Raw genomic sequence first — 22,268 nt, forward strand, 5'->3', positions numbered from 1 at the left:
ACATGCTCACTACGGAACGGATGTACCAGGCGCTGATGGAGAAAGACGAAGCTTATGAAGGGCTGTTTGTAGCAGCGGTTAAAACAACCGGCATTTTCTGCCGTCCTACCTGTACCGCGAGAAAACCCAAAGCCGATAATGTAACATTTTTTCCGTCTTCCAGGGAGGCCATCGAAAATGGATACCGGCCTTGCAAGGTATGCAATCCCCTCGCGGCCATTGGGCAAACGCCTGCGCATATCCGTCGCATTATCGATGCGCTGCAGGCCGATCCATCCAGGAAATGGAAAGATGCCGACCTGTTACAACAAGGCGTAGCGCCCAGTGCCATCAGGAGATGGTTCCTGAAACACCACGGCGTTACCTTTCATGCTTACCAGCGCATGTTTCGCATGAATGCAGCGTTCAAAAAAATACAAACCGGGGAAACGGTTACCGCCGCCGCTTTCGACGCCGGTTATGAATCACTCAGCGGCTTCGCCGATTCTTTTAAATCAGTTTTTGGCGTGTCGCCCGTCAATAGTAAACATCAGCAGGTGATTAACATTACCCGGTTGGAAACACCCATTGGAAGCATGTTTGCCTGTGCGGTAACAGAAGGGATTTGTTTACTGGAGTTTACAGAAAGAAAAATCCTTGCAACGGAGTTTAAAGCATTGACGCGATTGCTGCGGGCAAATATTATCCCGGGTACCAGTCCTCATTTCGAGGTATTAAAGCAAGAGCTGGACGAATATTTTGCCGGAACCCGGAAAACCTTTACGGTGCCGCTGCTGATGCCGGGTACCGCCTTTCAGCAAAGGATATGGCAACTGCTGCAAACGGTGCCCTATGGTACTACCCGGTCGTATAAACAACAGGCCATCGCGGCCGGTGAACCCGATGCCGTACGGGCGTTGGCACATGCCAACGGCATGAATAGAATTGCGATCCTGGTGCCCTGTCACCGTCTTGTTGGAGGAGATGGCAGTCTTACCGGCTATGGTGGCGGTATCTGGCGGAAGAAATGGTTGCTGGAACTGGAAAAATCACACGCTACTCCGTCCTAAGCATTTGTTAATCACACGCCGTTTACAATTGCGAAACATATTGCGAAGCTTAAAATCCTTCTTTTGGCAGATAGAACACGTAATCATCTGCATATGAAAAGATTTTTGGCCTTTTTTATTTTTGCCACAATTGCTCTTTCTTCCGCCGCCCAGAAAGTACTGCCTTTGTATAAAGATTCCATACCCAACAGTATTGGCACTATTGCACCGGAAAACGCACCGGTTATGACCCTCTACAAGCCGGAACATCCGAATGGTACGGCGGTGATCATCTTTCCCGGCGGCGCCTATGGCGGCCTGGCCATCGATGAAGAAGGATTCAAGGTAGCAGAAGCCTTTATTACCAAAGGCGTTACTGCCTTTGTAGTAAAATACCGCCTGCCTTCTGATGTCACCATGCGCGATAAAAGTATGGGGCCTTTACAGGATGCGCAGCAGGCCATCAAATTGGTGAGGATGAATGCCACCGAATGGGGCATCGATAAAAACAGGATCGGCATAGCAGGATATTCCGCAGGAGGCCACCTGGCCGCTACCCTGGGCACACACAGCGCTAAAAGCTATGTCCCCAATAAAGAAAAAATTGACCTGCGGCCCGATTTTATGATCCTCGTATATGCGGTGATCAGTATGCACGATGAACTCACCCACCAGGGATCCAGGAGTAACCTCATCGGCCCTAGTCCTTCACCGGAAAAAGTGGCCTTCTTCTCCAACGAAGAATGGGTGAATAATAATACGCCGCCCGCTTATATCACGCATTGTAACGACGATGCGGTAGTGAGTGTCAACAACAGTATTGCTTTTTACCAGGCTATGCAAAAAGGAGGTATTCCCGCCGAACTACACCTGTATCCCACCGGCAACCATGGATTTACCCAACGATTACCCGTATACGAATGGCTCGACCCCATGTTGTGGTGGATGAAAAGAGGGGGCTGGCTTCCCAATACCCCCTGATATTGAATCATGGCATAGCAGCGTGAACAGTGGGTTGTACCGGTGGCTTCGGGTGTAAAAGCTTTATCAGTGGACGCTCTACCTTCTTGTAAAAAAGAATACCAACCGCTACACCCAAAGCCATGTGAACAAATATGGATAAGTCTGCATTGAGGAAAAATCCTGTATAGATATAAATATTCGTCAGCAGATAAAAAAAGGTAAAGTGGGTCAGGTAAATGGAATAAGAGGCATCTCCCAGCAACAAGAAAAAGCGGTTATTCCATACCCTGGCCAACATCCCCTTCTTCTCCAGGAAAATACAGCCCGCCAGGATAAAGGCGCTGGGAAGTCCCCATAATAGTACCCTTTTCAAACTACCTGTACCGGTAGTTACACTACCCAGCTCGGAAATATCTCCAAAACCATGGAAGATATTATATGCATACCCGCCTGCTCCCAATAACAACAGGAACGCCGCCACGCCCGCCGGCAAGGTAATATTGCGGTACAGCCAGTAAATAATAACGCCAAATAAGAACTCCAGCATAATAGGGTTGGTATAAAATATCAGCCGGGGATCATGTACCTGCAAAACTTTTCCAATAATCACCAGGGCGGGAATTACCAGCAAAAGCAGGAGCGTTTTGTATTTTGTACGCGTTAATATCAGCAGGAAAAACAACACGTAAAACCACCATTCAAAAGAAAGCGACCAACCCACCACCAATATAGGAAACAACGCTTTTTGCGAATTCAACACCGGCAACATCAACACCGTATTTTTTAGCCCGTATAAAACCGCCTCAATAGGATAGAATTTATCGAAAAAGCAAAACAACACCATGTATATCAAACTCGCCACATAATAAATGGGATTGATCCTCAAAAAACGTTTCTTCAGGAAGTCAACACCATCATAGGCGCCCAAATAATTGCCGGCAACATAACTGATAATAAAACCAGATATCCCGAAGAAAAGATCTACCCCAATGGCGCCGAAGTTTTCCAGGAAGAAGAACTTTTGCTGATGCGATACGGAAAATGCTTCCTGTGTGTCAATGGCATGTACGTGTACGACCAATAAAACCGCAATGGCTCTCAGGAATTGTATGCTGTTAATCTTCATAAATGGGATACTGATTGAGGGTAAAGGACTGTAACACCGGTTCACAACTATATACAGCAAATTATGATTGTTGGCTGTAACTACACCTCAGTCAGTATCATTCTTATCTAATACGCGATTGCCAGGATAGGCGGCTGATTTCAAACCAGTTGCATGGCACGCCGTCATGTATAAAGGTATCGGTTAACTGGAACCCTACTTTGGTTAAAACATGTGCCGATGCGGTATTGCCGGCGTCGGTCCAGGCATAAAGGTAATCGGGTTGTAACTGCTCAAATCCATATCTGAGTGATGCTACCGCACATTCCGTGGCGTAACCCTTTCCCCAGTATTGTGTTATAAACCGATATCCCACATCGTAAAAATTAACCTGTTGATGTACCGGTTCCGTTACCAGCTTCAATCCTGCCCATCCCACAAAGTTATTGCTGGCCTTTTCAATCACGGCCCATCGGCCAATACCATTGCGGGCATATTGCTGCCGGATAAACTGGATTTTCTCCCGCGCTTCTTCCAGAGTGCTGATAGTAACGCCTCCTACATATTGTACTACCGCCGGATCTCCATCCAGTGCCAGCATACCGGGCGCGTCGGCCGGAATAATTTCCCGCAGGATCAAACGGGGCGTTGAGGCAAATATCTCCATACAGGGCTGTCTATTTTTCGCCCAATTTAAAGAACCTGCCGATATTTCTAGTAAGAAATACCAGGCGTTTGATGGACAAACCGCTGATCCGTTAACTGTTTGAGCATAAAATCGGCTACATCGGCCCGGGAAACCTGTACGGCAATAGCGGGGTCATTGGCGGCAAATCCATACCTGTAATGGCCGGTGTGACTACCATCTGTTAAATTACCAGGGCGAACAATTACCCAATCCAGCTGACTGCTTTTAATGTGTTTTTCCTGCAGCGCATGATCGGCAAAGCCTTTTTTCAGCAGAAAGGGTACAATAATATGCCGGAACACGAAAGGAGTTCTGCGCAGTACTTCTTTGCTATCGCCATAACCGAGGGAGGTCTGGCAAACAAAACGCCTGATGCCGGCCTTCTCCATCGCACGGATAATATTCCGCGTACCTTCAGATCTTACCACACCCGTTTTATTGGCGGGGCGACCAATGGTAGATAATACGGCATCGTGGCCTTTCATAACAGGTTCAATAGTTTGATAATCCAGCACATCGCCCTGTACTACCTGCAAGTTAGGGTGTTGTACCTGCAACATTTGCGGGTTACGCACAAACGCAGTGACGGTATGTCCCTGTTGTAAAGCCTGTGCTAAGAGTTGTTTACCGGTGCCCCCGGTGGCGCCAAAGATTAGTAATTTCATCATCATTAATTTTATAATCCAAAATTAGGATGACGGGCACTCGGGAAATAGAACAAAACCGACAAACAATTATTTTGTAATGGAAGGGAAGTTGGTAACGATCTCTGTATTCTTCTTTTGATACTGGTAAGGCGATACGCCGGCAAACTCCTTGAATACGCGGATATAATGCGACTGGTCGGCATAATCGTTTTCAAAAGCGATATCGGATAACTTGCTGTAGTCATTGTTTCTCAACTGGGTCAGCGAGTGCTGGAACCGGCAGATACGCGAAAATAATTTGGGAGAGATACCTACGCCCTGTTTAAACCGGCGCTCAAAACTTCTCTCCGTGAGCCTCAGCTGCTGTTGCAGTTCTTTTAAGGAAATACCCCCTTTGGAGGCCATAATTTGCATCAGGGCATATTGGGTAGCCTTATCAGGTCCCGTTTGATGTTTATTAATCTGTTCAAAGAGAAACGCTGAAATAACCGCTATTTTCTCCCGTAGAGAAACAGTAGTTGCCAGTCTTTCATTGAGAAAATAATCTTTCGATGCCTCCAGCAAATCCAGGTCAGTACAGGCGTTGGTGAGGTCTCCCGCATTGAGCCCGAAAACGCTATGCAATGCATCCGGATAAAAACAAACGCCAATGGTACAGATGGTGCCTGCTAACTGTAATTCTGCGTATTTTGTGGTTTGCCCATACAGTAATAAATCGGGCAGTAGTTTATTGTCCTGGTGAAAAGTTCCCTGGCTGGATTGCTGGAACAGCAGTCCGGGACAGCCATCTGCTACCGGCCCAAATACCCGGGGAACAGCAGCGGCATCACTTTCCAATGTCCAGAAATAACGAACATGGTGTTGAAGATAATTTGGTGGAGGAATTTCCTGGTACTTCATTTATTTGGGTAATAAACCTACATTCAAGGTAAGATTTTTTATTGAATCCAATATTATCTGCCATTTTCATAGACGCATCATTTTATGAAACAACCCTTATTATACTTCGTAGGCTGTATTGCCCTGCTGCTGCTCACTGCAACCGGATGGACACAAAATAAAACAGTCGTTTTTCAGTCCGACTTCGGGCTGAAAGATGGAGCGGTATCAGCCATGAAAGGTGTGGCCAACACCGTATCTGCCGATCTTAAACTCTATGACCTTACCCACGAAATACCGGCGTATAACATCTGGGAGGCCGCTTACCGGCTGGAACAAACGGTTCCTTACTGGCCGGCAGGAACCGTTTTTGTATCGGTAGTAGATCCCGGTGTGGGCACTTCCCGCAAATCGGTGGTATTGAAAACCAACTCCGGTCACTTTATCGTAACTCCCGACAATGGTACACTCACCCTGGTAGCCGCTTCCCTGGGCATTGCAGCTGTACGCGAAATAGATGAAGCCGTGAACCGTCGTAAAAACTCGCAGCAATCCTACACTTTCCATGGCCGCGATGTATACGCTTATACCGCCGCCAGGCTGGCTTCAGGCGTCATTACCTTTGAACAGGTAGGCCCGGCCTTACCCAATGAAGTAGTGAAAATTCCTTACCAGGCGGCCACCCTGGAAAATGGGACACTCAAAGGCAATATCGCCATCCTCGATGTGCAGTATGGTAATGTGTGGACCAACATCTCCGCCGACCTGCTGAACCAGTTACATCCGAAATACGGCGACATTCTCCAGGTGAGTTTCTTCCACCATGGCAAAAAAGTACACCAGGCAGATGCCCCCTATAGCCAAACCTTTGGTGCTGTAGCTATTGGTCAGCCGCTGAGCTATTTGAATAGTTTAATGGAATTGTCGTTTGCACTCAACCAGGGCAACTTCGCCGATACCTGGCATATTGGAAGCGGTAGCGAATGGAGCGTGGAAGTAACTGTTAGTCACCGTTAGTTTACCAGCTAACAGGAGCCATCTCAATCTGTTCCAAATCCTTACTACCGTACATTACGACTAACGCGGCGGCGTTGTGATACGTCGAAGTTGTACAATAGGGTGATACCATAAATATCTGGTTGCCTTTTACTAACGCTCTTCATATAGGAGCCTTTGAGTTCTATGCCATCGGCTTTATCGCCAATCCTGATCCTGATGCCGGCATTGGCCACTGGCCCAAACGAATCCTGGTAAGTAGAATCGGTATAATGATAATTCCTGATCACCTGCTTAACGTTCACCGGGCCATAGTGATAGCCAAAACCACCTCCCACGAAAAAGCCCACCCGGCGTGGATTATCGGGAGAAGAAAGTGCCCCGACATTGAAATTTAGTATAACCGGTACATCAATCATAAACCGGGATTTTACTTCTGGTTCGCCGGTATCATAATCGTAATAGTAAATATCATCGCCCACATAGTAACTATCTGTTTGCCTTCCGCCGCGCCCACCAGAGCCACCAATGCTCAGCGGGATGCCTACCGACAACGATGTATGCTTATGTTCCATCAGGTTAAAGCGGGGCGAGTAAGTAATGGCAATACTGAAGATACTGCCGAAGCGAGGGGTATGATCAATAAACCCCGAGAGGCCAACTGCATGCATGAGATTTTGGGAGAAAAGCCGGGAACCGGTGAGGCAAACAATTGCTAACAAAACAATTTTTTTATTCATGGTACAGATGGTATTGGCTGATCATGAATGGCGCAAAAGAGATGCCAATAAATAGATGTGTTTCACCAGCTTATCTTGTGTGGGGCCGGTTCTCAGTCGTCATAGAAAGTTCGCTAAGAGTGTAATATTATAAGTTTCGGGACCTTTCTTATCCACACTTTTCATATAGGCTCCCTTGAGTTCCATTCCGGTAAACAAATGCTTCCCTATCCTGACGCGGACTCCCAGATTAGCAACCGGACCAAATGATCCCTGCGATGTAGAATCGGTATAGGCAACACCATTGCTGTCAGTATGGATGATATTAACAGGGCCATAATGATAGCCAAATCCTCCACCAGCAAAGAAGCCTATCCTGTTATCACAATTTTTAGAAGAAAGTGCGCCCTGGTTCAGATTCAATATCACCGGGCAATCAAACATGTTTCTGAACTTTGTATGTGGGGTATTGGATGCTGGCTGATATCCACTGGGTAGCCGCCTACTATCTCCGGTAGATCCCGAACTGCCATAACTAACAGGTATCCCTATAGACATGGATAAGGAAGAATGAGTGAGCAATACATACCGGGGAGAATAGGTAAGAGCCATAGTAAAAAGACTATTAGTGCCACTATAGTTATCTGCAAAGCAGGATAAACCTGCGGCATGCATAAAATGTTGCGCAAGTATGTTAGAAGAAAAACAACAAGCCAGTGTTAGCAAAACCGCTTTTTTCATGGTATAGTCATAAATGATCATTAAAGATAAAAGAAAAGCGATTGAAACGATCCCCATCGCTTCAATCGCTTTTGTTAATTTTTATCTTGTACTACTGTAATACGTCCAATATCGGATGATCAATTCCCTGTACCTGGGTTTCAGCAGGTTTAATCAGCTCCAGTACGGTGATCTTATTGCTACCAGTTTTCAGCCATTCGGCAGGAACATACAGTGTTTGCTGAGGGCCAACTTTCCAGTAACGGCCCAGGTGATGACCGTTGATCCATACCACCCCTTTACCCCACTTGCTCATATCCAGGTAAGTATCGCCTTTGCTGCTCAAGGTAAAACTACCTTCTTTCAACACCGGGGCATCTGCAGCTACCGCCGATGCTTTGATAGTAGGTTGCTGTTCATATGGAAGCTTAAACTGTTGCCATTGATGAATAGCCTTTCCATTAAATAATACCTGTCCGTCTATCCCTTTCCTGTTTTTTAGGAGATAAGAGCCAAAGTTGATGCGTCCCAGGTTTTCGACCAGGATTTCCAGTGTTACATTACCCGCAGGGAGGGTAATATCGGTGCTGTCTTGCTTCAGTCGCCTGTCGAGGATCGCTGCTCTTTTCCCGTTTATGAAAACCAGCCCGTAATCGCGGAGGTCTTTGATTTTTAAAGTGCCGCTACTGCCGCCTTTGAGGGTGGTACGGTATAATACAAAGCCATAGGCCTGTTTCAGGTCTTCAAACGTTAACGGATCTACGCTTTTTACCGCAGCAGGTAGTTGGCTGAACAGCGCGCTGCTACGCTCAAAAGTAATAACAGGTGTGGTGATCACTGGCTTTTTAGCAGGAACTTCCGGTAAGGTTACTCCCGGAGCTAAATGTTTGGCAATTACTTCTCTGAATGCCATGAATTTAGGCGTGGCATTTCCTGCTTCATCCAGTGGCGCATCATAGTCGTAGCTACTGATCTGTGGCGAATAAGGAGCTTCGTCACTATAGTTGGCGCCGTTCATATAACCGCGGGTGGTACCGCCATGGTACATGTACATATTGATGGAGATACCAGCAGCCAATACCCGGTCTAAACGGGTAAGAAAATTTTCGTAAGGAACGGTATGGTGTTTTTCCCCCCAGGAATCAAACCAGGCAGGATACCACTCTGCAATATAGAATGGGCCTTTGCCGTTGTGGTTTTCTTTTACCAGTTGTTTTACTTTTGCCGGATCATCCACGCCATTTACGGCCGGCAGTAAACCGGGCAGATGCCCGTTAGCTACATCTCCGGCAGGATCGCAGGTGTACAGCAAACCGTCAAAACCAGCTTCTGTAAACATTTTGCGGTTAAGCTCCAGGTAAGATTTATCGTTGGAGTAAGAACCATATTCGTTTTCGATCTGGGTCATCAGGATGTTTCCACCATGATTGATCTGCAGAGGAGCCAGCTGTTTACCTACGGCTTTAATATAGTTATTATAAGCCTTCAGGTATTGAGGTTCTTTACTCCTCACTTCCAGTCCTTTTATTTCCTGTAACCAGTAAGGATAACCGCCAAATTCCCACTCCGCACAGGCATAAGGGCTGGGGCGTAAAATTACCCACATACCTTCTTCCTGGCATATTTTCACAAAAGCAGCTACATCGCTGTTGCCTGAAAAATTATAATGTCCCTGTTCTGGTTCGTGCATGTTCCAGAACACATAAGTACCTATGGTATTTAATCCCATGGCTTTGGCCATTTTGATCCGGTCGCGCCACGATTCACGGGGCACCCGCAGATAATGGATCTCGCCGGAAATCATCTGGAAAGGTTTCCCATCCAGTAAAAAGGAGGAGTCGCCTAACTGAAAAGTATGTTGTGCGCTTAGCTGGAAGCAACATAACATCATCAGTATTACTACGCTGATTTTTTTCATCACTTACTGTTTATTTGCGTTAATTGTTGGGTCAGTGTTACGACAGATCGTGCGGGTATCGTTATCGTATGTCCGTTTACGTTACCAGGTTGTAAGTTGCCCTCGTCGTTGGTGGTATAGCTACGTATGCCACCGCCAGGTAAGCCTTTGCCGCGCAGCGCTATGTTAGCGGCGGTGGAGCGGCTGTTGATCACCACAAGAACGAGACTGTTGTCTGTATTTTTGTAGGCCGACAGGTAGATATCTTTTGTATTGGCATTGTCTGCCAGTTGCGCGGATACCCTTTGTGCGCCGGGTCTTACAAAACGGCTGTAATTACCGAATACCCACAGCATTTTGGCATCGTGTATTTGCCCGTCCGCTTTGTTTTTATCTATATAAATCAATCCGTCTTTATAATCGTATGGCGATATAGCCAGCCACCACTGCCAGGCCGATGCGTTGGCAACGGTAAGATCGGTGTGGATAACTCTGGCCAGGTATAATGCGGCGTCCATGCCCAGGTCTACCTTGTTGCCACTCATTTCGCCGGCATTATCGCCCAGTATGCAATATTCTGATTGCCAGAAAGGAATGCCCCTCAGTGCCGCGTGTAATCTTTTGCGTATAGCCACTGCCGTGTCCTGTGGAGAGGTGGTGAAATAGCTATGTGCCGCTATCGTTTTGTATACGTTGGGACGGTTGCCCAGGTAAGTGGGGCTGTGCGGATCAAAGAAAGCAGCAATTTGTGTTCCTTTGGCAGGTTTGTCTTCACCGGCAAAGAGATAGTTGATCTTGCCGGCTTCTGTTATTAAAATCTTTGTGGGGAGCTGGTGCTGATGAAAGGTCTGGTCTACCGCTTTTACGAGACCATAAATTTGTTCATTGTTGTAAGGACATCCTTCCTGGCCGCCATCGCTCCAATCCCATTGGGGCTCGTTAACAGGACTCACAAAGTTGAGGGTGATGCCAGTTTCCTGCCGGATGCCTTGTACTACGTCTTTCAGGAAATTGGCTACGGCGGGGTATTGGTCGGGGGCCAGGTTGCATTGCCCATTGCTGGCAAATGCTTTACCGTTGCGGGTGAAAGCTACAGGCGGACTATTCAGGAAGCCCAGGAATTGTTGAACGCCCCTGGCTTTGGCAGCATTTAAGAACCAGATCTGCCCAGCTTGCTGCTGCCAGTGGTATTGATGATCGGCGCCCAGGAAACAGGCTGCCCGTCGCCATTCATCGCGGATGCCGCTCTCGCTGCCCTGTTCGGTGCTGCCTGCGCCAATGTTAAACCGCCACATCGACAAGCCAATACCTTTGGGCTGCCCATTGGCGGTTGTATCGCTGCTAAACAGCCAGTCGGCCAGCTGGTTTCTTTTAGGATCCGGCCAGGCACCGGTAAACTGGCAGGACCAGGCATCGGATGCTGCAAAGTTGTGAATAGTTTGTGCCTTCCTGGAAAGGTCGATGTTTACCCGCATCGCCGGGTTATGCTGAGATATCCCCTGCTGTAATATCATACAACCCAGCAGGGCGCCTGTTATTTTTTTCATGTTCCTAGTAAGCGGTTGCACGCAAAGCCGCATGGTATGCAAGGACTTCCCGTAGTAAGAAGGGTAGTTGCAAGCCTGTAAAGTAGTAAAATAGTCGCTGATTATTTTCCAAATCTGATGCTGCTACCTTACTACTTTACAGATGCCTTGCTCCTGTTGGATTCATGCTATTACCTGAAACTTATCATGAGGCTAGTAGCCAGGATTCTGTTTCAGGGTGCCATTGGAGGCCAGTATATCTGCCCTTGGAACAGGTAACCAGTAGTTGGCCTCTTTAAACAAGCGGTTATCCAGGGCCACTTTCCTTGCATAAGTATAGGCGCCGCCGTTAGCCGTAATGGTGATACCATAAGCAGGTATATTTTCGGTAACAGTGGCAATTTTCCACCTGCGAACATCATAGAAGCGGTGCTCTTCATAGGCCAGTTCTACCTGTCTTTCTCTCCTGATAGCGTCGCGCATCTGGTCTTTGGAAAGCCCCGGTGTTAATGCTGGCTGATGCACGCTGGCGCGCTGGCGGATCTGGTTGATCGCATTGTATACGCTGGCATCCGGACCAACCGCTTCATTTTGCGCTTCAGCGTAGTTCAGTAATACTTCTGCATAACGAATGTAAATCCAGGGCTGCAATCCCGCTACATCCCATGGATTGTCGATAGGATTTTTATCATCCAGGAATTTGCGCAGGTAATAACCTGTTTTGGAAGCATTCCAGTTGGAAGGACCATCCTTACTGTCTTTACCCCCGGGTGTAAAAGTTTGTATGGTAGATCCGCGGTAAGAGGCGCCGTTATAGAGAATAGTGGCATAAAAACGGGGATCCCTGTTAGCATATGGATTCTGTGGATTATATCCGGAAGCGGGATCAGTAATGGGTTTACCATTACTCATTTCATAGGCATCCACCATATTCTGCAGCGGTGTATTACCTGCCCATCCGCCATAGCCGTTAGGACCATTGGAGATTTCAAGACATACGTGGCGGGCGCCCACCGCGAATTGCCGCGCGAAAATAATTTCGTTGTTATTGCTGTTCAGGAACAACTGTGTATAATCCGGCGCTATGCTGTATTTAGAAAGTCCTATCACCGCTTTGGCGGCATCGGCTGCAGCCTGCCAGGTGCCTACGTTGTACAACGGACTGGCAGCATATAGCAGCAAGCGGGCTTTCAGCGCCAGCGCAGCAGCCTGGGTAGCCCTGCCTGGCAGCCAGTTGGTACTGTTGTTATCGGTCGGAAGATCGGCTGCTGCAGCGGTGAGCTCGGATATAACATAGTCCATCGACTCCTGTAAGGTAGCCCTGTTAAACAAAGCCGGATCGCTGAGGTTATCCTGCAAACTGTATTCTTTATTTCCCATCATCACTACCCCGCCGTAGTTACGGATCAGGTCATGGTAACGGAAGGCCCGGATAAAGCGTAGTTCTGCCCTCAGCCGATTACGATGCGCGGTACTCATTACTACGGTGTCAATGTGATTGAGCCCGTAGTTACATTCCCGGATACCGCGATAACTTCTCCCCCAAATGGTACCGGTGATACCCATGTTTTCAGGCGCCAGCTGTCCCTGCTGAACGAGCCAGGTGTTATCGTCGTTGTTATAAATAGATTCGTCGGTAATAGAGCTCCACAGGCCATATTCAAACCCTCTGCCAAATCCCGGGTTACTGCCTTCCCCTTCTTTATCCTGTAACCTGATGCTCAGGTAACGGTTAATGACATAGTTTTCAAACAAAGAAGAATCGGCCAGTACGGCATCTCCCAATATCCTGTCGGTGGGAGTCACATTCAGAAAATCTTTCTGACAGGAAGAAAGGATACCTGACGCCACTAAAGCCAGACCGTATAATATATTTGTAGTTTTCATGATTTGATTTTTGTGTTTAGAACTTAACATTTACACCCAGGTTCACGATACGTTGTTGTGGATAAAACTGTCCACTGTTGCTGAAACCTTCCGGATCGTAGTCTTTTACTTTGGTAATGGTGAAAAGGTTAAAGGCATTGGCATATACGCGAAGACCCGCAATCCTGGCGCGTGATAAAACAGATGACTGGATGGTATAACCCAGGGAAATGTTTTTTAAACGCAGGAAAGAGGCATTGTTCAGCCAGAAAGTATTGGGACGGAGACCCCCATTTACGGAAGAAGAAGCACGTTCATCTACACGTGGATAAGAACCGTTAGGGTTGGAAGGGCTCCAGCGATTATCTGCCCAGCTGCTGTAGAAGTTACCGATGGTACCAGATTCAGGCAGCACATATTGACTTACATGTGTTTGTCCGGCGAACAATACCGACAGGTCAAATCCTTTGTAATCGGCTGCCAGGTTGATACCATAAGTGATTTCAGGAATGTTGCCATACTTGGTTCTCACCATATCATCTGCTGTAATCTGTTTGTCGCCGTTATAATCCTGGTAAATCAGGTCGCCCAGCTTGGCATTCGGTAAATGAGGATATTTGGCCAGGTCGTCTGCTGTTCTGAAAATGCCGATAGCATTGTACAACAGGGACGTATTCATTGGTCCGCCGGTTTCCCGCTGGTAGGGTAGCGTACCTACCGCTTCGTCTTTGAAGATGATCTTATTTTTGGCATAGGTTACGTTACCGGAAACATTATAGTGGAAGCCGCTACCAGTAGTATTGTCATATCCCAGGGTAGCTTCAATACCCTGGCTGTTTACCTTACCGATATTTTCTGCCGGCACCAGCGGATTGTTCTTATCAAATGGGTTCACAATACCGGAGGTCTGGGTCAGCGAGGTACGCGGTGTTAATATCTTGGTACGATGCTGCTGGAAATAGATGAATTCCAGGGAGAAGTGATCGAGGAAAGTGGCATTCAGCCCCAGGTCCATCTTCTTCGCTACTTCCCAGGTAATATTAGGATTGGCCAGCTTCACCAGGTCTATACCACTTTGAATTTGTCCGTTGATCACGTATTGGTTATAGAAAGAGTAGTTGTCGAAATACTGGAACAAGCCCACATTATCGTTACCCAGCGTACCATAGGAGCCGCGGAGTTTTAAGTTATTAATGAATTTCACCGGCTCAAACCAGGACTCTTTGGATACTACCCAACCAGCAGAAACAGACGGGAAGAAGCCATACTGTTTGCCTTCGGGGAAGGTGGAAGATCCGTCTACACGGGCCTGTACTTCCAGAAGGTATTTTTCGAGGTAGTTATACGCAATTCTTCCGAAATAGCTTTTCCTGGTGAAGTTATAGCTGCTGCCGAAGTTACTTCTGTCGGTAGCGGCGGCGCCTCCCTGCGATAATTCCGGTGTGAGCGGGGTTGGAAAGTTGATCCGGCCGGCGCTCAGGGTATCTACCGCATTTTTGCTTTGCTCATAACCAATAAAGGCATTGAAATCGTGCGCACCAAAACGGCGGGCATAATTCAGTTTAATGTTGGTGGTCAGCAACGACATATTCCGCTGTTGCTCTACCAGCGATGCTTTACCATTGGAACCTCCTACGATCTTCGGCACATAAGTGTTGGAAGCCGCATCGAAAGTATATTCTTTATAAGGAGTAGCGAAGGTCTTAGTAAAGTTCCAGGATTTGTCGGCCGACAGGAAACCATCCAGTGATAAGCCTTCCACCCCTGGAATGGCATAGGATCCTTTCAGTATACCATTAAACACCTGGGTAGGGTTGCGGGAAAGGCCACCCATATCTGTTACCTGCATCACCGGGTTATTGTTTTCAATACCGGTAGTAGGCAGGCCATTAGGATATCTGTCTAACACGGTGGGGTAAGCCCGGTAAATGCCGCGGAAGATATCTCCTGCAGAGGTAGTAGGATATTGACGATCTTCCTGGCGACCAGATAAGTACAGGCTTACTTTCAGGCGTTTGGTAACATCGGCGTCGATGTTTGACCGGAAATTGTACTGGTTATATTTGGTGGCGCCGTTTTTATATAATCCGTTTTGACCGATCATACCCAGGGAAACATAATACCGTACGTTTTCTCCACCACCATTTACAGAAAGGCTGTGTTGGTTCTGGGTAGTGGTTTTCCGCAGGGTGGCCTTTTGCCAGTCGGTATTAGGATAATTTACCGGGTCGGAACCATCTTTGAATTTCTGTAATTGCTCGGCAGTGTAAAACTGGTTCATACCGCCGGCATTGTTATTATAATACTGGATTTCATTCATGATCTGGGCATAGGTATATGCATCAGCCATTTTAGGCAACCTGGTAGGAGAGGAAAATCCCTGGTTAAAGCTGTAATTGATAACAGGTTTTCCGGTTTTACCTCTTTTGGTGGTGATGAGCATTACGCCGTTGGCCGCGCGGCTACCGTATACGGCGGCAGAAGCGTCTTTCAGTACGGAAATGCTTTCGATATCGTTAGGATCCAGTCGGTCGAGGCCCCCGATCTGGCCGGGAACGCCATCTACTACGATCAGTACATCGTTGTTGCCGGTAGTGGCTAACCCACGGATGGTAACGGCAGAACCATCGTAGCCTGGCTCACCGGAGCGGTTGTTGGCAATAACGCCGGAAAAACGGCCGGTCAGCGCATTGGATACGTTAGGCTGGGGACTTTGCACAATGTCGGCCCCCTTTACCACGGAAATAGAACCCGTTAACGTAGCTTTCTTTTGGGTGCCATACCCTACTACCACCACTTCGTTCACGGTTTTGCTCAGGGCAGTCAGCACAATCCGCAGGGGCGCCCCGCCTCTTACGGCTACCCGCTGCTCGGTATATGACATATGATTAAATAACAGGGTATCTCCAACGGCTGCATTGATGCTGAATTTTCCATCACCATCGGTCAATGCGCCACCTGTCTTGTTCTTTACACGGATGGTTACCCCCGGAACAGGGGCATTGTCGGCCGACACCGTACCGGTTACCACAGCCTGCTGTGCCTGTGCCCCTCCGGCAAACAATAATAGCAATAGAAAAAATAAACGGGAAAGAACAGGTTGGCTCCGTAAAGGGACAAATAACTCATGGTCCGTTCCGGATTGAAGTCTTTTCATAACGCAATATTTAAATGAATGATTTGGAATGCTGGCGAATCAATTTTGGTTGAATGGACTGATTTTCGCTCCCCCAGCCCTCTATGTTATCCGCAATGTACTATGAGGTACACAGATCATAGAGGGGGTAAATCATTTAAAAAAGGGGGTAAAATCGTAAATTATCGACAGGGGGTATTTAATCGCCCCCTATGCTCAAAGTGAATACAGTAGCGGAAAAAGGGTGTTATACCTCTTCCTGGCTTTCTGTTACATTGAAATCCCTGTTAAAAGAGTGCCGGTATTTTTTTACGTAGTCGGAAGGATTCATTCCAAACAGTTTGACAAACTGTTCACGGAAGTATTTAATATCTCCGATACCTACCTGCATGGCTGCCTGGGTAATGGTGTAGTTTTCCTTGAGCAGGAAAACAGCCGCCTTCCGGAGCCGGATCGACCGGATGAAAGAATTGATCGTTTGGCCGGAAATGGATTTTACTTTCTTGTATAAGCTGGAATGGCTCATGCCGATTTCCAGGGTAAACTTTTTAATGGAAAAGGTTTCATCCTCCAGGTTGGCTTCTATGATCTCAATACAGCGTTTAAGGAAATCCTGGTATTCAGCCGGTACCTTGATATTGCTGTTTTTGAGGGTAATACGGTCAAAGAAGTATTGCTGCAACAGGTTCCTGTTCTTGATAATGTTATTCACCTTGGCCATCAGCAGGTCGTTGTCGAATGGCTTGGTAATATAGTCGTCGGCCCCGCCCTCCAGGCCTTTGAGGCGGGTGTCGGATGCAGAAGAACCAGTAAGGAGGATCACCGGGATATGGCTGATGGTATCTGTTTGCTTGATCCTGGCACATAACTCTACCCCATCCATTCCTTCCATCTGGATATCGCTGATCACCAGGTCTGGCATATATTTCTGTACGGCCGAAAAGCCGGTGGTACCGTTATCCGCCTCATATACCACAAATTTATCTTTGAATAACTGCTGGAGGTACTGCCTGATCTCATCATGATCATCGATCAGCAGGATCGATTTCTTTTCGGTAATAGTAGTGGTGGCAACTTCGGCATCCTGGGCAGCAACGGTAGTATCCGGTGCTGCCAGGGTGGCGCCGGAGCTGAGCTCCTCCAGGAAGGCCGATTTATGCCCGGCGCTTTCCAATAACAGGGTACCGGCAAAATGAGCGCTTCCTTTTTTCAGGGAAAGCCGGAAGGCTGTACCCTCATTTACCTTGCTCTCATAACTGATACTTCCATGGTGCTTTTCTATAAAGTGTTTTACCAGGTAAAGCCCAATCCCGAAACCGGTTTGTAATGATTCCTTTCGATCCTGTGCCCGCTGGAATTTTTCAAAGATCCGGTTGCCCACACTGTCGTCTATACCACAGCCACTGTCTTTGATAACAATAGTCACCCCGTCTTCTTCTCCACTCACTTCAAAAATGATGGTGCCATTATCCGGGGTAAACTTAAATGCATTGGAAAGTAGGTTGAAAATGGAAATTTCCAGCTTTTCGCTGTCTCCATATACTTCTATGGCCGGTGGTTGCGCCTGGAAGATATATTGAATATTTTTAATTTTTGCCTGCTGTGAAAAGCAGAGATATACCTCATGGCAAAGGTTCACAATATCCAGTGGCGCCACTTTCAGCTGGTCGCCTTCCTGGTCGGCTTTGCGGAACAGCAGGAGTTGGTCTACCAGGCTAAGCAGGCGCCTGGCATTGCGGTATACGACTCCCAGGTCCCGGTCATTTTTATGTTGCAGTAGCTCCTTCAGCGGATTAATGATGAGGGTGAGCGGTGTCCGGAACTCATGGGAAATGTTGGTGAAAAACGATAGCTTCTTTTCGTTCAGCTCTTTTTCCTTTTCTTTTTCCAGGTATGCCAGCTTGATTTCATATTTCAACCGCTCTTCCCGCGCCTTATACTGGATGTACAGGTAAATAGCGGCAAGCGTGGTAGTAATATAAAGCAGGTAGGCCCACCAGGTACGGTACCAGGGGGGCAATACCACCAGGGAAATGGTACGGATTTCCGGGCTCCAGAATCCGTCGGCATTGCTGGCCTTTATCTCAAAAGTATATTGGCCTTCCTGGAGGTGGGTATAGTTGGCGGTCCGGGTGGAGCCTACATAATTCCAGTTGTTATCCCAGCCCTGTAGCCGGTATGCATAGCTGATTTTATCTGGTAAGCTATATTCCAGTGCCACGAAGTCGAAGGCGATTGTGGCCTTGTCGTAAGGAACGGTAATTTCCCGCACTTCGTCCGCCCGGGTCCTGCCGGATACGTAGTTGTCCAGCGCTGTTACCGGGGTATTATTGATTTTGATATCGGTCAGCCACACCGGAGGAATGGCCGTTTCTGCGTACACGCTATCAGGGTAAAAAATATTGAACCCTTTAATACCGCCAAAGGCAAACTCTCCTGAGTGCAGTGCCAGTGCCGCATTGAAGCTGAATTGATTACTCTGTAATCCATCGGAGGCTGCAAAATTGCGAAACGTTTTCTTTACCGGGTCAAATTTTGAAAGCCCGTTGAAGGTGCTGATCCAGATATTACCGCTATTGTCTTCCAGCATCCGGAGTATGGAATTACTCGGCAGTCCCTCAGTCATCGTATACCGGGTGTAGGCCCCCGTTTGCCGGTTGAAGCGCAGGAGGCCCCCTCCATCGGTGCCCACCCAAAAATTACCGCGTTTATCATGGTGAATAGAGCGAACGGTATAGCCAATATCAAAACGCCGGTGTTGCCGGTGAGTGCTGTCTATCCGGATCAGGGACGAATAATTTCCTCCCCATAGCTGACCTTCCCGGTCCTCCGCCAGGCACTGCATGTTTACCAGGCTGCTGTCGAAAAGCACAAACTGGTTTTCCCGGGGACTAAAACGATACAAAGTGCCGTTGTTGGTGGTGCTGGCCCATAGCTGTTGCTGACGGTCTTCATATACCAGCCACACATTGTTTTCGGCAGTATGGGTATACGGATTAAAACATACGTAATGTTCAAATTTCCCGGTAGCAGTACGATACCGGTTTACCCCGCCAAACCAGGTAGATATCCACAAGTCGTGGCGAACATCATGAATGATGGAGGTAATAAAATTGCTGCTGATGCTTTGTGGCTGCTGTGCATCGTGACTATAGGAGGTAATGGCCCCTGTTTCCCGGTTCCAGTATTTCAATCCCCCTCCATCGGTGCCTATCCAGATATTTTTGGCATCTTCTTCACAAAAGGAAAAAATGAAGTTATCGATGGCCCTGGCATCGGGATTCCTGTTTAATACATTTAGTTCAAATGGGTTACGCCTCGATTCCAGGATATTGATGCCCCCCCGCAAGGTGCCTATCCATTTGCGCCCTTCGCGGTCTTCATAAATGGAATAAACGGAGTTGCTGCTCAGCTGTGCAGGGCTGCCGGGATGGGTAAACGGACGGGCCGGAACATCCGCGCCAGATATCAGGTAGATGCCATTTCCATCAGAAGCACACCAGGTCAGTCCCATTCTGTCGGTATACAACACTACAATCTTACTGTTTTCCGGTAAGGCATTGCCCGAAAATTTTCCGGTAGCGGGAATATACCGGAATACACCGGTATCCGTACCCAGCAACAGGTTGCCGGATTGGTCTACATTAAGGCAATTAGCCCGGGGGATCTCCCTGGAAATAATATGTAGGGTCTGTTGACTGGCTTCATACCTGCACAGGCCAATATTCTGTACAAATACCCAGGCCGATTTACCGGTAAGTTTTATGCCGGTTACTTCATAGTTGGTAAGCGTAGTACCATCACTGGGCAAAGGTACCTGCCGGCCCTCGTGGAGGGTATTGTCAAATACAAGTAAGCCGTTTTTTTCGGTACCGATTAAGGTAAGCCCGTTTTCATCCGACTTAATGACGTGTATGTTTTCATTGGCTTTGCGTAGCGTGCGGCTATTTACCGGCCGGTACACAGGCATGGTAAATTTTTCGGTGGCAGGATTAAAAACGCTGACACCCCGCCTGCCGCCCACCCAAAGCTGGTGATGACTATCGTCGGCCAGGGTATAAATACCATTGTCGGCCAGGGAGGTACTATCTCCCACTTTGTTCCGGTAAATTTTAAACCTGTATCCATCATACCTGTTCAGCCCATCATAAGTGCCAAACCACATAAACCCTTTGTGGTCCTGGTATACAGAGGTGACAGCATTGTTGGATAGCCCATCTTCTATCCCGAGATACCTGATTGGATAACCTATGGCAAACGTGGTACTGGCGATCACCATCAGCAATAAAATAAAGCAACATTTCCTCACATCACACATAGGCTTATTTTAACGGCCATAAAGCTATTGAAAAAGACAGGGATTTTTTTGATTTTAACCACTAAATTTGAATGAAACCAACTACCCATGCCCATACAGCAAGCCGCACAACGCGGCGGAACACCAGCTGCAACAAATCCCGGGATTTACTAACTCAGTTCAGCGATAGTGGTGTTCATACGTTTTACCCGCGCGGCCCATACTTTCCATAGCAGGACGCCCTGTATGGCAACAATGCCGGCAATAGCCGCCAATGCAGCGTAGCGGGCATTATCCCATTGAATGCCTGCACCCAGGAAGAAAGAAAATATACCTGCCATCGCCAGTATTTTAGAAGAGATGGAGATCACTGCATACTGCTTTATCTGCAACGATTTCTTCCGCAGGTTATCTAATAAATTTTCCCCCAATACGGGACGTTTGGATAGCGTATAGCCAACAACGTTATGTACCAGGAGTAATAGCACTGCCGCTACCAGCAACAGGTTCAGGAAAAGCGGCTTTTTGTGGCCGTCAAAGAAATCGTAATACGCCAGCAGGAAGGCGCTGTAGCCCACTATCTCTATGGTGAGTTGCTTACGGATACTCCTGAGCACCGGGAATGTTTTCTTTTCAGCCAGCGCCTGTATTTCCAGGATGTTTTTGTTGGGGGTGGGTGTATTATCCCAGTAAGATTTAATGTGATCCATATGTTTATAAGTTTAAGAGGCTTTTGATTTTGTTTTTAATCCGGTTAAGCTTTACGCCTACATAATTCTCTTCTATCCCAATAATACCGGCGATCTCCTGGTAGCTCATCTCTTCCAGGTACAGGGCAATAATGGCCTTTTCTGCATCGCTGAGCTGTTTGAGCACCGCAAAAAACAATTCCTGTTGTTCGTTATCCCTATGATCGGCAGGTTGGGCTATTTCAGGAAAGGTATCGGTATAGGTAACGGGCAGACTTTTCTTACGGAAGCTGGCCAACGCCGTATTCAAGGCAATACGGTATATCCAGGTGCTGATTTTGGCGTTGCCTTTAAATGAGGGAAACGATTTCCACAACTGGTAAATCATCTCCTGGAAAAGATCTTCCCGGTCTTCGGGAGTATCCCGGTACAGGCGGCAGAGCTTATGCAGCATTCCCTGGTGTTGTGTAATGGTAGCAAGAAAGGCCTGTTTATCCATGAAACTGATTTTATGGAGTTAGTTGCAGTCCGGGTTAAAAACTTACAGTCTTACCAGATTACTTTATTCACCGTAGCCCAGTTGCGGGTGGTGCAGGGTACCCCCAGCTTTTTCTCCAGCCGGGCTACCACATCGAGGGGCTTGGTTTCCAGGTCTTTCCGGATCATGGTATATACTTCCGTGCCATGCATATGAAGCGTTTCGGCGGCCGATTGCAGTGAGGCGATGACTTCCGCCGCATGAGGACCCGCCGGCGCCGACAGGAAAGTAATGTACACCTGTAGCTTTTTATCGGGCACTACGCCGGGAAAAGGGGTATGAGCCACCACCGCCTCCAGCTCGGTTACCGACCGTATAATGACCGGCACTTCAAAACCGTAGGTACGAAGGAGCAATTGCTCCATTTTTTTGGATAAAGTAGTTGCCTTGCCGCTGGCTGTAAACATGATATTACCGCTTTGAATATAGGTGCTTACATTTTTATAGCCGGCTGTGGTGAGCTGCTGGCGCAGATCTTCCATTTTAATGATACGCTTGCCTACATTAACGGCCCTTAAAAATGCGACATACCTGGTCATATGGTTTTCAACTTTACTTTGTAAGTTTGTTGCAT

Annotated in this window: 17 protein-coding genes; 3 read left to right on the forward strand and 14 right to left on the reverse strand. The window is 47.6% G+C overall.

Translation table 11 applies throughout. From position 1 onward, the window contains the following. The first annotated feature begins 2 nt into the window (after nt 1-2). Together HGH91_RS13050 and HGH91_RS13055 are read left to right on the forward strand one after the other, a co-directional pair. On the forward strand, nt 3-1,049 hold the full coding sequence (locus tag HGH91_RS13050) for a bifunctional transcriptional activator/DNA repair enzyme AdaA (protein ID WP_168738844.1): 1,047 nt from the start codon (nt 3-5) through the stop codon (nt 1,047-1,049). A 93-nt stretch (nt 1,050-1,142) separates the two neighbouring features. Beyond that, nucleotides 1,143-2,009, forward strand: coding sequence for an alpha/beta hydrolase (locus HGH91_RS13055; protein WP_168738845.1), 867 nt, complete (start codon nt 1,143-1,145; stop codon nt 2,007-2,009). Between the two features lie 7 nt (nt 2,010-2,016). On the opposite strand, the gene HGH91_RS13060 is transcribed toward HGH91_RS13055, so the two are convergent. From HGH91_RS13060 to HGH91_RS13075, 4 genes are all read right to left on the reverse strand, one after another. Next, the gene (locus HGH91_RS13060) at nt 2,017-3,117 is read right to left on the reverse strand and encodes an acyltransferase family protein (RefSeq protein ID WP_168738846.1); all 1,101 of its coding nucleotides are present in this window, start codon (nt 3,115-3,117) and stop codon (nt 2,017-2,019) included. Nucleotides 3,118-3,220: 103 nt separating this feature from the next. Then, a complete protein-coding gene (locus HGH91_RS13065; RefSeq protein WP_168738847.1) occupies nt 3,221-3,763 on the reverse strand; it encodes a GNAT family N-acetyltransferase in 543 nt (180 codons plus the stop codon). Between the two features lie 47 nt (nt 3,764-3,810). Beyond that, on the reverse strand, nt 3,811-4,449 hold the full coding sequence (locus HGH91_RS13070) for an NAD(P)-dependent oxidoreductase (RefSeq protein WP_168738848.1): 639 nt from the start codon (nt 4,447-4,449) through the stop codon (nt 3,811-3,813). Between the two features lie 69 nt (nt 4,450-4,518). After that, nucleotides 4,519-5,331, reverse strand: a complete 813-nt coding sequence (locus HGH91_RS13075) for a helix-turn-helix transcriptional regulator (protein ID WP_168738849.1) — start codon at nt 5,329-5,331, stop codon at nt 4,519-4,521. 84 nt (nt 5,332-5,415) lie between these two features. On the opposite strand from HGH91_RS13075, the gene HGH91_RS13080 reads away from it, so the two are divergent. Next, nucleotides 5,416-6,327 carry an S-adenosyl-l-methionine hydroxide adenosyltransferase family protein gene (locus HGH91_RS13080; RefSeq protein ID WP_168738850.1) on the forward strand — a complete coding sequence of 304 codons (912 nt, stop codon included), beginning with the start codon at nt 5,416-5,418 and terminating at the stop codon, nt 6,325-6,327. A gap of 44 nt (nt 6,328-6,371) precedes the next feature. Here HGH91_RS13080 and HGH91_RS13085 read toward each other — a convergent pair whose 3' ends face one another. The 10 genes from HGH91_RS13085 to HGH91_RS13130 all read right to left on the reverse strand — a co-directional run bounded on the left by HGH91_RS13085 (nt 6,372) and on the right by HGH91_RS13130 (nt 22,233). Then, complete coding sequence (locus HGH91_RS13085) at nt 6,372-7,028, reverse strand: hypothetical protein (protein ID WP_168738851.1); 657 nt, start codon at nt 7,026-7,028, stop codon at nt 6,372-6,374. A 117-nt stretch (nt 7,029-7,145) separates the two neighbouring features. Then, a complete protein-coding gene (locus tag HGH91_RS13090; protein ID WP_168738852.1) occupies nt 7,146-7,766 on the reverse strand; it encodes a hypothetical protein in 621 nt (206 codons plus the stop codon). 91 nt (nt 7,767-7,857) lie between these two features. Continuing rightward, a complete protein-coding gene (locus HGH91_RS13095) occupies nt 7,858-9,663 on the reverse strand; it encodes a glycoside hydrolase family 35 protein (RefSeq protein ID WP_168738853.1) in 1,806 nt (601 codons plus the stop codon). Next, complete coding sequence (locus HGH91_RS13100; RefSeq protein WP_168738854.1) at nt 9,663-11,189, reverse strand: glycoside hydrolase family 30 protein; 1,527 nt, start codon at nt 11,187-11,189, stop codon at nt 9,663-9,665. The genes HGH91_RS13095 and HGH91_RS13100 overlap by 1 nt, the downstream gene beginning before the upstream one ends. 192 nt (nt 11,190-11,381) lie before the next feature. Next, entirely contained in the window at nt 11,382-13,055 is a 1,674-nt protein-coding gene (locus tag HGH91_RS13105; protein WP_168738855.1) for a RagB/SusD family nutrient uptake outer membrane protein, read from the reverse strand. Nucleotides 13,056-13,071: 16 nt separating this feature from the next. After that, nucleotides 13,072-16,191, reverse strand: coding sequence for a SusC/RagA family TonB-linked outer membrane protein (locus tag HGH91_RS13110; protein WP_168738856.1), 3,120 nt, complete (start codon nt 16,189-16,191; stop codon nt 13,072-13,074). A 226-nt stretch (nt 16,192-16,417) separates the two neighbouring features. Next, nucleotides 16,418-20,488, reverse strand: a complete 4,071-nt coding sequence (locus HGH91_RS13115) for a two-component regulator propeller domain-containing protein (RefSeq protein ID WP_168738857.1) — start codon at nt 20,486-20,488, stop codon at nt 16,418-16,420. A 149-nt stretch (nt 20,489-20,637) separates the two neighbouring features. Then, a complete protein-coding gene (locus tag HGH91_RS13120) occupies nt 20,638-21,177 on the reverse strand; it encodes a hypothetical protein (protein ID WP_168738858.1) in 540 nt (179 codons plus the stop codon). Nucleotides 21,178-21,181: 4 nt separating this feature from the next. After that, nucleotides 21,182-21,655: an RNA polymerase sigma factor gene (locus HGH91_RS13125; protein WP_168738859.1), complete on the reverse strand. Its 474-nt coding sequence runs from the start codon at nt 21,653-21,655 to the stop codon at nt 21,182-21,184. Between the two features lie 50 nt (nt 21,656-21,705). Then, nucleotides 21,706-22,233 carry a DUF1697 domain-containing protein gene (locus HGH91_RS13130; RefSeq protein ID WP_168738860.1) on the reverse strand — a complete coding sequence of 176 codons (528 nt, stop codon included), beginning with the start codon at nt 22,231-22,233 and terminating at the stop codon, nt 21,706-21,708. Between the last annotated feature and the right edge of the window lie 35 nt (nt 22,234-22,268).

The organism is Chitinophaga eiseniae, assembly GCF_012641265.1.
Lineage (GTDB): Bacteria > Bacteroidota > Bacteroidia > Chitinophagales > Chitinophagaceae > Chitinophaga > Chitinophaga eiseniae_A.